Raw genomic sequence first — 13,218 nt, 5'->3', positions numbered from 1 at the left:
ATGCCACACCTTTTTAGTTCGAAAAAAATAATAGAAAAGAGAAATAAATATGGCAGAAAAAACCTATCCAATGACCCTTGCTGAAAAGCAAAAGTTAGAACTTGAATTAGAAGAATTGAAATTAGTTCGTCGTCCAGAAGTTGTAGAGCGGATTAAAATTGCTCGTTCATACGGAGACCTTTCAGAAAACAGTGAATACGAAGCGGCTAAAGACGAACAAGCTTTTGTTGAAGGGCAGATCTCCAGCCTAGAAACAAAGATTCGCTATGCTGAAATTGTAGATAGTGATGCTGTCGCTGTTGATGAAGTAGCGATCGGAAAAACTGTCACTGTGCAAGAAATTGGTGAAGACGAAGAAGAAGTTTACATTATTGTTGGTTCAGCGGGAGCGGATGCTTTTGCTGGTAAGATCTCAAATGAAAGCCCAATCGGCCATGCCTTGATTGGAAAGAAAACAGGAGATACTGTGACGATTGAAACTCCAGCAGGAAGCTACCAAGTGAAAATCTTGAACGTTGAAAAAACAGAATAAAAAGAGAGTGGGACAGAAATCGGTCATTCGTTAGAATTCGATTTTGTCGTCCCACCTCCGCACAGTTGAGTAGGGCTGTAAAAGCTGATGAAAGCAGCGTAGTAGAGCCCACTCAACCACTGCGTCTTGCTCGACAATCCAAAGACAATTGAGAGGCTAGGACTTTTGTCCCAGCCTCTTTTTTTATAGTAATGTAAAAGGCCGAGATATTATCTCGGCCTATTTGTATGTATTAGTTACGCTTGCGTTGTTTTCCAGCATTTCGTTTTTTGTTTCCGTTAGTTGGAAGGGAACGATGAGCGTTGGCTGGATTGGTAGGTGTGATATCCTTTTTAACGCGACGTCCATTGGATGCTGGAGCTTTTGGAGGATTGTTTTTATATTCCTCAGCTACTTGTTTCCGCAATCTTGGACGGATGAGGTAGTTGATGACAAATTGTTGAATAATTTGTACAAAACCACCGACTACCCAGTAGAGGGTTACACCAGCTGGTGCCATCAAAGAGAAGACTGCAATCATAATTGGACTCATGAGAGCCGTTTTCTTCATAGTTTCTCTTTGGGTTTCATCTTCGATACCATGGAGAGAGAGCATGCTTTGAATGTAGTAAAGAACAGCAACAACTAAGGTTAAAGCCAGACTTTTTGAACCGAGATCAATGCCAAGGAAACTGCTCTTGTTGACTCCTGGAGTATATTGAGCTGCAAAATAAAGAGCTGAGAAGAATGGCATTTGAATCAACAAGGGCAAGCATCCAATACCGCCGAATGGGCTGACGCCGTTTTCTTTTTGGGCATTCATCAATTCAGAGTTGGCAAGAAGTTTTTCTTCTTGAGTCTCTGCATTTTTGATACGTTCTTGAATCGGTGCAAAGATCGGTTTGAGGTAGTTCATCTTTTCTGATTGGTAGGTTGCCTTCCAAGATTGATAAATACCTAGAGGGAAGATGATGATTCGAACGATTACGGTTACTAGGATAATCCCTAAACCAAAGCCAAGTCCAAGATCCGTCGCAAAGAAATTGATGGCTTCTCCCATTGGTTTTCCAATGAGATTCCAGACGAAACCGGTCGGTTGTTTGGTCGTCTTGTCAATGCTGACACATCCCGTTAAGAGGAGGAGGGCAGACAAGCTGAGGGCTGCAAGTAGATAACGTTTATATTTTTTCACGAGTTTTTATCCTTTAATTTTAAATAATACCTTTCTATTCTACTGTTTTTTTATCAAATTAACAATAGTTCTCTGGACTTAATTTGAAATTTTAAAATCTTTGTAGGGTTCGAAGTTTGCCAGATGGACGTCCAGATAAGAAACCTTGGAAAAAGGAGTAGGACCTTTTCGTATTTCTTGGATAAATTTGGCCATGAGGGCATTGTCTTCACAGGCGGCAAGGATAGTGACTGTGCCGTCATCATTGTTCCAGACCCGACCTGTAATGCCTCCGATTTCTAATGCTAAGCTATAAACTCCCCAGCGGAAGCCAACACCTTGGACCCGACCTTGGGCTGTCATTTCAACTTTTTGCATGCTTGTTCTCCTTGTGATTGAATTCCTACTCAGGACGGAGAAGCTCCTCCTGTGAATGTGGTATAATAGTCTTATGAATATTATAACCTCTAAGTCCAATAATGGGATTAAAAAAGTTAAAAAACTTCATCAAAAAAAATACAGAACAGACTCCTACCTCATCGAAGGATGGCATCTTTATGAAGAAGCTGTCAATCATCAGGCACCGATTGAACAAGTCTTTGTTTTGGAAGAGTTTGTAGATAAGATCAAGATAGATGCGAAGGTGTCCATCGTATCTCCTGAGGTTTTAGCAGAAATTTCTGATTCAAAAAGTCCTCAAGGAATTGTGGCTGAAGTCAAGATAAATCCGATCCACCATCTTCAGCTGACCCAAGGAAGGTATTTGTTGTTAGAGGATGTCCAAGATCCAGGCAATGTTGGAACCATGATTCGGACTGCTGATGCAGCGGGCTTTGATGGGGTGCTTTTAACCGATCAATCTGCGGATTTGTATAATATGAAAACCTTGCGCTCCATGCAGGGAAGTCATTTTCATCTTCCTGTTATCCGTTTAAACAAAGAGCAACTCTTGACAGGTATTAAAGAGAGCCAGCTCCCCATCTATGCGACCACCTTATCCAAGGACTCCGTTGACTATAAGAAAGTGGAAAAAGTCCCTGCTTTTGTATTAGTTATGGGCAATGAGGGTCAAGGTATCAGTTCTGAGATGGCTGAGAAAGCAGATCAGCTAATTCATATCTCGATGCCGGGTCAAGCAGAAAGTCTGAATGTCGCAGTTGCAGCAGGGATTTTAATGTTTTCTATGATTTAAGAAGAGTGAGCTAGTTAGATTTAAGGAGGTGAGACTCGTGTATCAGAAAGATAAAGAATATATGGCTGAAGTGGGACATTTGATTCAACACCCAAAACTTCAAAAATTAAAGGAAATTCCGCATCATATTCACTCCAATCGTTTGGAGCATTCTATTCATGTTAGCTACACTAGTTACCGCATTTCTAAGAAGATGGGCTGGGATACCAAAAGTACAGCGAGAGGAGCTCTTCTGCACGATCTTTTTTACTATGATTGGCGCCAAGTCAAATTCAATAAGAGCCATGCTTGGGTCCATCCACGAATAGCTGTACGAAATGCAAAAAAGATAACAAGCCTCAATAAAAAAGAAGAGGATATCATCCTCAAACACATGTGGGGATTGACGCTTGCTCCACCACGTTACAAAGAATCTTTCCTCGTGACCATGGTCGATAAGTACTGGGCTATCAAAGAAGCCTCAGAACCAATGAGAAAAAAGTGGTCAAAGAGGAGACTTTTCCATCGAAAAATGTTAAAATCATAATAATTTAAGTTTGAAAGGAATGATTGATTATGAATCAACAAACCGTTATCCACGAACAAAGTGGCCTTAATAGCTTTTATAGCAAAATTTATTCTCTAGTCGGAGTTGGAGTTGGAATCTCAGCTGTTGTATCAGCTTTGATGATGACCCTTTTCCAAGAAACCTTCATGTATATTCTAATTCAGGCTCCATGGGTCTACTATATTGCCATTGCCGTTGAATTGATTTTAGTCCTTGTCGCTTCTAGACAATCGGTGAAAAACAATCCCATGGCCTTGCCTCTCTTTTTAACCTATTCCGCTTTGAATGGTTTTACCTTGAGTTTTATCATTGCTCGCTATGCTCAAGCGACAGTTTATAAAGCTTTTGTAGTCAGTGCCTTGATGTTCTTCATCATGTCAGCGATTAGTCGTGTGACCAAAAAAGACTTGTCTGGAATGGGACGAGCCTTTATGGGAGCCTTGATTGGTATCATCATTGCTTCAATTGCGAATATTTTCTTACAAAGCTCTGGTATGGATTATGTCCTTAGCATCCTTTGTGTGATTATCTTTGCAGGTTTGACTGCTTGGGATAATCAAAAGATTCGTTATGTCTATGAACAATCCAATGGTCAACCAACCAATGGTTGGGTAGTTGCCTTGGCTTTGGAACTTTATCTTGATTTTATCAACTTGTTCATCAATATCTTACGTATTTTTGGACGCAATGATAAATAGAAAGAGCCGGGGAACCGGCTTTTTTTGTTGGAAAACTTGTGATATACTAAAGAAAATTGATAGAAATGAGAATCTTCAAATGAAACGTCCATTTATTAGCAGGGAGAAATTAAAACAAATTACTGAAACCTATCCAACTCCCTTTCACCTATATGATGAAGCTGGTATCCGGCAGACAGCTCGTGCCCTCCATCAAGCTTTTTCTTGGAATCCAGGTTTTAAAGAGTATTTCGCTATCAAAGCAACCCCTAATCCAGCCATCCTAAAAATCCTAAAAGAAGAAGGATGTGGCGTGGATTGTGCTAGCTATGTGGAATTGTTGATGGCTCAAAAATTAGGATTTACGGGCCAAGAGATTATGTTTTCTTCGAATAATACGCCGGCTGAAGAGATGGTCTTTGCCCGTCAACTAGGAGCGACTATCAACTTGGATGCCTACGAAGATGTAGCTTTTTTACAGTCAGTTGCGACTCTACCGGAGGTTATCTCTTGCCGCTATAATCCAGGAGGGGTGTTTGAACTGGGAACGGATATCATGGATCACCCTGAGGAGGCTAAGTTCGGCATGACCAAGGAGCAATTGATCCGAGCCTTCCGTGAGTTAAAAGACTTGGGGGTTAAGCGCTTTGGAATCCATGCCCTCTTGGCTTCGAATACCATCTCTAATGATTACTATCCAGAATTGGCTAAGCAATTATTCCAGTTGGCTGTAGAAGTTGTTGAAAAGACAGGGGTGACTTTGGATTTTGTCAACCTTTCTGGAGGGGTTGGAGTGAACTACAAACCAGAAGACCAGCCGAATGACATCGCTGTGATTGGGGAGGGGGTTCGTCGTGCTTACGAGGCTATTTTAATCCCTGCTGGCTTAGATCAAGTAAAAATTTATACGGAATTAGGCCGCTTCATGTTGGCACCACATGGCTTGTTAGTCACCCATGTCACCCATAAGAAGCAGACTTATCGGACCTATCTAGGAGTAGATGCTTCGGCTGTCAACCTCCTCCGTCCTGCTATGTACGGGGCCTACCACCATATCACCAATCTCGATCGTCCAGAAGGTGAGACAGAAGTAGTCGACATTGTTGGTAGTTTGTGTGAAAACAATGACAAATTTGCCAAGAATCGGGAGTTTCCTATCTCTGAGATTGGGGATCTCTTGGTCATCCATGATACAGGAGCGCATGGTTATTCCATGGGCTATCAGTACAATGCCAAGCTTCGCTCTGCCGAGATTTTATTAGAAGAATCGGGCCAAGCTCGTCTCATCCGACGGGCCGAAAAACCAGAGGATTACTTTGCAACATTGTATGGCTTTGACTTTGAAAAATAGGGCCTTTTTGGTATAATAGAAAATGTGTAAATATTGAATTTAGGAGAAAAACACTTATGTCTACATTTTTGACAATTTTATTGATTATCCTTGCTTTCTTTGGTGGGATGTTGGCAGGTATGTACCTACTTCGCAAGCAGTTTGAAAAAGAATTTGCATCAAACCCACGTTTGAATGTTGAAGCGGTTCGTACCTTATTGGGAGCTAGCGGTCAACGTCCAAGTGAAGCGAAGGTACAACAAGTTTACCGTCAAATTTTGAACCAACAAAAAGCATCTTTGAATACGAAGAAGAAATAAAAGCAAGACTGATGACACAATAAAATAAGTAGGGGGACTTTAAGATTTTTCTTAGTCCCTTGTTTTGAAAGGAAGGCAGATGGACAATCGACCAATTGGTTTTTTGGATTCGGGTGTCGGAGGGTTAACCGTTGTACGCGAATTGATGCGACAACTACCCCATGAAGAGGTCGTCTATATTGGTGATTCCGCCAGAGCACCCTACGGCCCGAGACCAGCAGATCAAATTCGTGATTATACTTGGGAGATGGTTCGTTTTCTCCTAACGAAAAATGTGAAGATGATTGTTTTGGCCTGTAATACAGCGACAGCTGTTGTATGGGAAGAGGTAAAAGAAGCCTTGGATATCCCTGTTTTAGGAGTGATTTTACCAGGTGCTTCCGCAGCGATCAAGGCGACGAGAAGCAAACGAATTGGCGTAATTGGGACACCGATGACAGTCGCCTCAGATATTTATCGTAAGAAGATTCAAAGCCTGTCACCAGAAATGGCAGTAGAGAGTTTAGCTTGTCCGAAATTTGTCCCTTTGGTTGAATCCAATGAGTTGCAGTCCAGTGTTACAAAAAAAGTCGTCTATGAAACCTTGAAACCCCTTGCCGGGAAGGTAGATACGTTGGTTTTGGGTTGCACTCATTATCCTCTTCTTCGCCCTATTATCCAAAATGTCATGGGGCCAGAGGTTCAATTAATTGATAGCGGGGCAGAGTGTGTCCGGGATATCTCGGTCTTACTCAACTACTTTGAGATTAATCGCAGTCGTCAATTGGACGATTGCCACCATCAATTTTATACAACGGCCAATGCAGCCAGTTTTGCAGCGATTGCCAAGACCTGGTTGCAGCAAGTCGTTCATGTGGAGCATGTAGAATTATGAACCAAAAGATATATGAATACAAAGATGCCTTAAATTGGTTTCTAGCTGAATGGGGAGAGCGGAGTGACTATAACGAATATAGTGAAGTCTCTTCAGAAGCTTCTGAGCTTGTTGACTTAGTAGAATCACTAGTTGGAGACACAGACTTGGGCTTCCCGCTGAATGTTACAGTTGTCCGTTACGCCTCTAGTTTGCAGTTTTTAACCTTCCTCTTTCAAATTGTGGAGGAAACAATAGGCCGGAAAATTGAAATCGTGCAACGCCAAGGAGCCCTTCTCATTGTAGAAGGAGAACAATTGCTCTCCGTTAATCTGCCAAAGAATGGTCTTCCACTTGCAGATTTTTTGGGGCAGAAAGGCCTCAAGGATCGCTTGTTAATCGCTACTCGGAATGAAGGAAAAACCAAAGAGTTTCGTCAGATTTTTGAGCAAATGGGCTTTGAAGTGGAGAATCTCAATGATTATCCTGATCTTCCAGAAGTAGCTGAAACAGGAATGACTTTTGAAGAAAATGCCCGCCTAAAAGCTGAGACGATTTCACAGCTAACAGGGAAAATGGTCTTGGCGGATGATTCAGGCCTTATGGTTGACATCCTTGGAGGCTTACCAGGTGTCTGGTCTGCTCGCTTTGCAGGTGAGGGAGCGACTGATTTAGAGAACAATGCCAAGCTCTTACATGAGTTGGCGATGGTCTTTGAATTGAAGGATCGGTCAGCAAAATTTCATACAACCTTAGTGGTTGCCAGTCCTGGTAAGGAAAGCCTTGTTGTGGAGGCGGATTGGCCAGGATACATCAATTTTGAGCCAAAAGGCGAGAACGGGTTTGGCTATGATCCCCTCTTTCTAGTTGGAGAAACAGGTAAGACATCTGCCCAACTAACTCTAGAGGAAAAGAATCAACAATCGCATCGAGCTTTAGCCGTGAAGAAATTAGTGGAGGTATTCCCAGCATGGCAGAACAAGTAATCATCGTCATGAGCGATTCTCATGGTGATCGTCAGATCGTAGAAGAGATCAAAAACCACTATAAAGGAAAGGTCGATGCCATTTTTCACAACGGGGATTCTGAGTTAGAAAGTACCGATCCTGTATGGGAAGGCATTCATGTTGTCAAAGGGAACATGGACTTCTATGGGGAGTACCCTGAACGTTTGGTGACGCAATTGGGTCCTACTCGGATCATTCAAACCCATGGCCATCTTTTCCAAATTAATTTTAGTTTTCAAAAGTTAGATTTTTGGGCCCAGGAAGAAGATGCAGATATCTGCCTCTATGGCCATCTGCATATTCCGGATGCTTGGAAGGAAGGGCGTACCCTTTTTCTGAATCCTGGGTCAGTCAGTTTACCGAGGGGGCCTATTCAAGAGTGCCTCTATGCTAAAGTGGAAATTGATGCAGATTCCTATCGAGTTGAGTTTTTAAATCGGAAACATGAGGTGTATGAACCTCTTACAAAGGAGTTTGATCGATGATCGCTAAGGAATTTGAGGAATTTATTCTTCGAGAAGAAAAAAATTTTTTGACTCCAGCGCGCAATTTAGCTGTTTTGATTGATACGCACAATGTGGATCATGCTATCTTGGTGCTCAGTCAAATTAGCTATACTCGTGTTCCTGTTGTGACCGATCAGATGAAGTACGTAGGGACGATTTCTTTAACAGACATTCTTTCTTACCAAATGAAACATGATTATTCTGATGAAGTCTTTTCATCCATGGACATCGTTCATATGACAAAAACGGATGGAGAGCGCTTAGGGAAAGATTATACTGTGACAGAAGTCTTGCATAAGTTGGTAGAGGAATCCTTTCTACCGGTTGTTTCAGAGGATGGAGTCTTTGAAGGAATCATTACTCGAAAATCCATTTTAAAAGCCATCAACTCCCTCATGCACAATTTCTCAAATGAATACGAGATGAGGAAAATATGAAAGAATACATAGCTAGTTTTATCAAAGAAAAAGACTTAAGTGAAAATTCGCAGGCGGCTTATTCTTATGATTTGGATCAGTTCGTGGATACGATTCATAACCATGTCTCAGATACCAATCTTCGAATATATCAAGCTTCGATTAAGGATTTTAAACCAGCTGTTCAAAAACGGAAGCTTTCTGCCGTCAATCAATTTCTATTTTATCTTTATCAACATCAGGTTATTGAGGATTACCATCGCTTGGTCCTTCCAAAAGTCTCTGTGTCCAAGAGCCACGATCAAGAGTTATTGGATTTATCCCTTTTGTGGGAAGGCTCAGACCAATCCCAAGGACGCTTGATTGCCCTCTTGATTGTCGAGATGGGCTTGTTACCTAGTGAAATTCTTCAGTTGAAAATCGTTGATATTGAACTCGATTTTCAGGTTTTACGTGTAGGGAAAGAAGGACAGAAACGGGTCTTGCGCATTCCGGATGCTCTTCTAGGAGAGTTGACAGATTTGATGACTGGGACGTATTTATTTGATAACAAGGGCAAGCCCTATTCGCGTCAGTGGGGCTTCCGTCAATTAGAGTCCTTCCTAATGGAAAAAGGTTTTGAAAATCTTTCAGCGCAATCCTTACGGGAACAATATATTTTAAAACAAAGAGAACAGGGGATGGATCTGTTTAGCATCGCCCGAGAGCTAGGTTTAAAAACCCTAGTAACTCTAGAAAAGTATAAGTAATGGATATTAAAATAAAGGATTTTGAAGGTCCCCTGGATCTTCTCTTACACCTCGTTTCAAAATATCAGATGGATATTTATGAGGTCCCTCTGATTGAGGTGATCGAGCAGTACTTGGCTTATCTGACGACCCTTCAAGCCATGCGCTTAGAGGTCGCTGGTGAATACATGCTGATGGCCAGTCAGTTGACCTTGATTAAGAGTCGGCGTCTCCTTCCAAAAATTGCGGAGCAAGCAACGGATGAAGAAGATTTAGAGCAGGACCTCCTGTCTCAAATCGAAGAGTACCGGAAGTTTAAACTATTGGGTGAAAAGATGGCCCTTCAACACGAGGAGAGAGCCCAGTACTTTTCAAAACCCAAAACGGAATTAGTCTATGATGATGCTGAATTGGTCCATGACAAGACCACGATCGATCTTTTCTTCGCCTTTTCAAAATTGTTAACGAAAAAGAAGGAAGAATTTCGACAAAATCATACGACCATTGTTCGAGACGAGTATAAAATTGAAGACCTGATGAATGTTGTTCGTCACTTGTGTCAACCTGGTAAGAGAATCTTACTACAAGATATTTTTGAGGAAGCCAAGGATGTCAACGAACTGATTACAGTCTTTTTGGCGACTTTGGAATTAATTAAAGTACAAGAAGTTGAGGCTCTTCAGGAAGAACCATTTGGAGATATTATTTTAGTAGGATTAAAGAATGAGTAAAATTGCAGAGATGGAGGCCCTCTTGTTTGTTGCAGGAGAAGATGGTTTGACGGTGAGGCAGATTGCCGACCTCTTATCCCTTCCTCCCACAGGGGTGATTCAAAGTTTAGAAAAATTGGCCCAGAAGTATGAGCAGGATCAAGATTCTAGTATGGCCTTATTAGAGACAGCGTCAACCTATAAATTAGTGACTAAGTCCCAATATGCAGAGCTGTTACGTGAGTATTCAAAGTCACCAATGAATCAAAGTCTCTCTCGTGCCGCCTTGGAAACTCTCTCTATCATTGCCTATAAACAGCCGATTACTCGGATTGAAGTCGATGATATTCGAGGGGTTAACTCAAGTGGAGCTATTTCAAAATTACTTTCTTTTGAGTTGATTCGAGAAGATGGGAAGAAGGAAGTCATTGGGAGACCCAATCTCTATGTGACGACAGATTACTTTTTGGATTACATGGGGATTAACCATTTAGACGAGCTACCAATTGTTGAAGAGACTGAGTTAATCGGTCAAGAAAGCCAATTATTTACAGAAAGAACTGAGGAAATTGATGAGAATTAACAAATATATTGCTCATGCTGGTGTCGCAAGTCGCCGCAAAGCAGAGGAATTGATTAAGCAAGGCCTTGTCACTGTAAATGGTCAAGTGGTGCGCGAATTGGCGACGACGATCAAGTCGGGGGACAAGGTAGAAGTAGAAGGACAACCAATCTACAACGAAGAGAAGGTTTACTACCTCTTAAATAAACCAAGAGGGGTCATTTCCAGTGTATCCGACGATAAAGGGAGACCAACTGTTATTGATTTGCTACCTCAAGTCAAGGAACGGATTTATCCTGTCGGTCGTTTGGACTGGGATACTTCTGGTGTCCTGATTTTGACCAATGACGGTGATTTTACGGATGAAATGATCCATCCGCGTAATGAGATTGATAAGGTTTATGTTGCGCGTGTGAAGGGCTTGGCGAATAAAGAAAACTTGCGTCCCTTGACACGTGGTGTGACCATTGATGGGAAAAAAACCAAGCCAGCAACTTATGAAATTCTAAAAGTTGACCCAGAAAAGAATCGATCTGTTGTCCAATTGACTATCCATGAAGGGCGCAATCACCAGGTCAAGAAGATGTTTGAAGCTGTTGGCCTTTTGGTGGATAAATTGTCTCGGACCCAATTTGGAAATCTAGACGTTTCTGGACTTCGCCCTGGTGAATACCGCCGACTCAATAAGAAAGAAATCAGCCAATTGCATACTCTTGCGGTGACAAAGACGAAAAAATAATGAAGAAATGTGCAATTGGACTTGTTCGTCTCTATCAACGCCTTCTTTCGCCCCTCTTTCCGCCTTCCTGTCGCTATAATCCTACCTGTTCCAACTATATGATTCAGGCTATTGAACGGCATGGTTTAAAAGGGATTCTGATGGGGCTTGCTCGGATTCTTCGTTGCCATCCCTGGAGCAAGACGGGAGTGGATCCAGTTCCAGATCATTTCAGTCTGAGGAGCCACCTAGAAGAGGAAGAGAAAGGCAAAAATTAAGATAGAACATACTTTAATAAAAAGTCTCACTCAGAGCAAAGAAAAAGAGAGTGGGACAGAAATCGGTAGTTCGCTAGAATTCGATTTCGTCGTCCCACCTCCGCACAGTTGAGTAGGGCTGTAAAAGCTGATGAAATCAGCGTAGTAGAGCCCACTCAACCACTGCGTCTTGCTCGACAATCCAAAGACAATAAAGAGGCTAGGACTTTTGTCCCAGCCTCTTTTGTTTTTTTAGCGGTCTGACCAAGTGCGTGGCATAAAGAGCAGTAACATAGGGTAGATTTCCAACCGTCCTGCAATCATGGCGATCGATAGTAGGAGCTTAGAGATTGGGCTAAAGATCGCGAAGGTATCCGTTGTTCCAATCATCGGTCCGATGTTGTTAAAGCAACTAAAGACAGCGCTGACGACCGTCATAAAATTATTGCTATCAAAGCTGACAATCGCAATGAGAGAGATCATAATCAAGGTATAGACTACGAAGTATTTTAAGATTTTGTGCTGGGTATCCTTATCCAAGGCTGTGCCATTCACATGCAGGGTCATCACCCGATTGGGTGAGAGGGTCGAACGAATTTGATTCTTCCCGATTCGAGCTAGAATTAAGAAACGAATGACTTTCAGCCCCCCGGCAGTTGACCCAGCCGATCCACCAATCACCATGAGCATGAGGAGGAGGAACTGAGAAAAGAGCGGCCAATCAACAGTATTGCCAAAACCAAATCCAGTCGTGGTAATGACGTTGGACACTTGGAAAAAGGACATTTCAAAACTATCTGCAAAATTGTGATAGAGATGCAAAATGTTGCAGGCAATCAGTAGGGAAGAAACACCAACAATCATCAAATAGGTACGAAGTTCTTCATCGCCGAAAAAGGCTTTGAACTTGCGAAGCATGATGTAGTAGTAAAGGTTGAAGTTAACCCCAAAGACCAAGACTCCGAAACTGACCAGATAGGTGATGAGAGTTGAATGGTAGTGGGCAATCCCGTCGTTAAAGACAGTGAATCCACCAGTTCCTGCTGTTCCCATGGCAATGATAAAACTATCATACAGGGGCATGCCAGCACGGAAGTAGATAATGACAAAGAGGAAGAAGAGGGCCAGATAGAGGTAATAAAGGATTTGAGCTGTATTCTTGAGTTTGGATACAATTTTACCAAATACCGGGCCAGGAACTTCTGCCTTCATCACTTCGAGGTGGCTGTTCTTATTGTTGTCCATAATTGCTAGGGCAAAAACCAACACCCCCATCCCTCCGATTAAGTGGGTAAAACTACGCCAGAAGAGAAGAGAAGGGCTGAGAACAGATACGTCATTTAAAATAGTCGCCCCTGTGGTCGTAAAACCAGAGCTAATCTCGAAAAAGGCATCAATAATGTTTGGGATTTGTCCTGAGAAGACAAAGGGAAGGGCTCCGAAGAAGGACCAGAGGATCCAACACAAAGCCACAATGAGAACGCCTTCTTTGGCGTAGATGTGAAAATCTTTGGGCTTGAATAAGGTACCAATTCCTCCAAGAATGAGGAGGATGGCAATGGTAGCAAATAGGGAGATAAAGACAGTTGGACTATCTTTCACAACAAAATCATTCTTTAGATTGAGGAGTGCAACAACAATCGGAACACAGAGCAGCATGGCTTCAATCAGAAGGAGTTTTGCTAAAAGATAGCGAATCATACTTTTATTCAT

General features: G+C 42.1%; 18 protein-coding genes. 15 read left to right on the top strand and 3 right to left on the bottom strand.

The window, feature by feature from the left end:
• The first annotated feature begins 49 nt into the window (after positions 1 to 49).
• Positions 50 to 532 (top strand): transcription elongation factor GreA, encoded by a 483-nt coding sequence (gene greA, locus DW738_RS05490; protein ID WP_123160545.1) that lies wholly within the window; start codon positions 50 to 52, stop codon positions 530 to 532.
• Positions 533 to 764: 232 nt separating this feature from the next.
• Here greA and yidC read toward each other — a convergent pair whose 3' ends face one another.
• Positions 765 to 1,703 carry a membrane protein insertase YidC gene (gene yidC / locus DW738_RS05480; protein WP_023027157.1) on the bottom strand — a complete coding sequence of 313 codons (939 nt, stop codon included), beginning with the start codon at positions 1,701 to 1,703 and terminating at the stop codon, positions 765 to 767.
• Positions 1,704 to 1,781: 78 nt separating this feature from the next.
• On the bottom strand, positions 1,782 to 2,060 hold the full coding sequence (locus DW738_RS05475) for an acylphosphatase (protein ID WP_023024118.1): 279 nt from the start codon (positions 2,058 to 2,060) through the stop codon (positions 1,782 to 1,784).
• A 73-nt stretch (positions 2,061 to 2,133) separates the two neighbouring features.
• On the opposite strand from DW738_RS05475, the gene DW738_RS05470 reads away from it, so the two are divergent.
• The 14 genes from DW738_RS05470 (at position 2,134) to yidD (ending at position 11,526) form a co-directional block, all read left to right on the top strand.
• A complete protein-coding gene (locus DW738_RS05470) occupies positions 2,134 to 2,874 on the top strand; it encodes an RNA methyltransferase (protein ID WP_123160544.1) in 741 nt (246 codons plus the stop codon).
• A gap of 61 nt (positions 2,875 to 2,935) precedes the next feature.
• On the top strand, positions 2,936 to 3,400 hold the full coding sequence (locus DW738_RS05465; protein ID WP_117744891.1) for an HD domain-containing protein: 465 nt from the start codon (positions 2,936 to 2,938) through the stop codon (positions 3,398 to 3,400).
• 29 nt (positions 3,401 to 3,429) lie between these two features.
• Positions 3,430 to 4,119, top strand: a complete 690-nt coding sequence (locus tag DW738_RS05460) for a Bax inhibitor-1/YccA family protein (RefSeq protein WP_123159486.1) — start codon at positions 3,430 to 3,432, stop codon at positions 4,117 to 4,119.
• 79 nt (positions 4,120 to 4,198) lie between these two features.
• Complete coding sequence (locus tag DW738_RS05455) at positions 4,199 to 5,449, top strand: diaminopimelate decarboxylase (RefSeq protein WP_123159485.1); 1,251 nt, start codon at positions 4,199 to 4,201, stop codon at positions 5,447 to 5,449.
• Between the two features lie 56 nt (positions 5,450 to 5,505).
• Positions 5,506 to 5,748, top strand: coding sequence for a YneF family protein (locus DW738_RS05450; RefSeq protein ID WP_006595782.1), 243 nt, complete (start codon positions 5,506 to 5,508; stop codon positions 5,746 to 5,748).
• 79 nt (positions 5,749 to 5,827) lie between these two features.
• Positions 5,828 to 6,622, top strand: a complete 795-nt coding sequence (gene racE / locus DW738_RS05445) for a glutamate racemase (RefSeq protein WP_117744572.1) — start codon at positions 5,828 to 5,830, stop codon at positions 6,620 to 6,622.
• Positions 6,619 to 7,587, top strand: coding sequence for a nucleoside-triphosphate diphosphatase (locus DW738_RS05440; RefSeq protein ID WP_023024106.1), 969 nt, complete (start codon positions 6,619 to 6,621; stop codon positions 7,585 to 7,587). Before racE ends, DW738_RS05440 begins: the two co-directional genes overlap by 4 nt.
• Positions 7,572 to 8,093 carry a metallophosphoesterase gene (locus tag DW738_RS05435; protein ID WP_023024104.1) on the top strand — a complete coding sequence of 174 codons (522 nt, stop codon included), beginning with the start codon at positions 7,572 to 7,574 and terminating at the stop codon, positions 8,091 to 8,093. Before DW738_RS05440 ends, DW738_RS05435 begins: the two co-directional genes overlap by 16 nt.
• The gene (gene cbpB, locus DW738_RS05430) at positions 8,090 to 8,551 is read left to right on the top strand and encodes a cyclic-di-AMP-binding protein CbpB (RefSeq protein ID WP_023024102.1); all 462 of its coding nucleotides are present in this window, start codon (positions 8,090 to 8,092) and stop codon (positions 8,549 to 8,551) included. Before DW738_RS05435 ends, cbpB begins: the two co-directional genes overlap by 4 nt.
• The gene (gene xerD, locus DW738_RS05425) at positions 8,548 to 9,279 is read left to right on the top strand and encodes a site-specific tyrosine recombinase XerD (protein WP_023024100.1); all 732 of its coding nucleotides are present in this window, start codon (positions 8,548 to 8,550) and stop codon (positions 9,277 to 9,279) included. Before cbpB ends, xerD begins: the two co-directional genes overlap by 4 nt.
• Positions 9,279 to 9,989 (top strand): segregation/condensation protein A, encoded by a 711-nt coding sequence (locus DW738_RS05420; RefSeq protein WP_123160543.1) that lies wholly within the window; start codon positions 9,279 to 9,281, stop codon positions 9,987 to 9,989. Before xerD ends, DW738_RS05420 begins: the two co-directional genes overlap by 1 nt.
• Positions 9,982 to 10,551 carry an SMC-Scp complex subunit ScpB gene (gene scpB, locus DW738_RS05415; protein WP_023024095.1) on the top strand — a complete coding sequence of 190 codons (570 nt, stop codon included), beginning with the start codon at positions 9,982 to 9,984 and terminating at the stop codon, positions 10,549 to 10,551. Before DW738_RS05420 ends, scpB begins: the two co-directional genes overlap by 8 nt.
• A complete protein-coding gene (locus DW738_RS05410) occupies positions 10,541 to 11,269 on the top strand; it encodes a pseudouridine synthase (protein ID WP_023024093.1) in 729 nt (242 codons plus the stop codon). The genes scpB and DW738_RS05410 overlap by 11 nt, the downstream gene beginning before the upstream one ends.
• A complete protein-coding gene (gene yidD / locus DW738_RS05405) occupies positions 11,269 to 11,526 on the top strand; it encodes a membrane protein insertion efficiency factor YidD (protein ID WP_023024092.1) in 258 nt (85 codons plus the stop codon). The genes DW738_RS05410 and yidD overlap by 1 nt, the downstream gene beginning before the upstream one ends.
• A gap of 231 nt (positions 11,527 to 11,757) precedes the next feature.
• On the opposite strand, the gene DW738_RS05395 is transcribed toward yidD, so the two are convergent.
• On the bottom strand, positions 11,758 to 13,218 hold the full coding sequence (locus DW738_RS05395; protein WP_120701707.1) for a TrkH family potassium uptake protein: 1,461 nt from the start codon (positions 13,216 to 13,218) through the stop codon (positions 11,758 to 11,760).

This window comes from Streptococcus sp. AM28-20, from assembly GCF_003603595.1.
Classification (GTDB): Bacteria; Bacillota; Bacilli; order Lactobacillales; family Streptococcaceae; genus Streptococcus; species Streptococcus ilei.
This window is presented reverse-complemented; position numbering and strand designations above follow the sequence as displayed.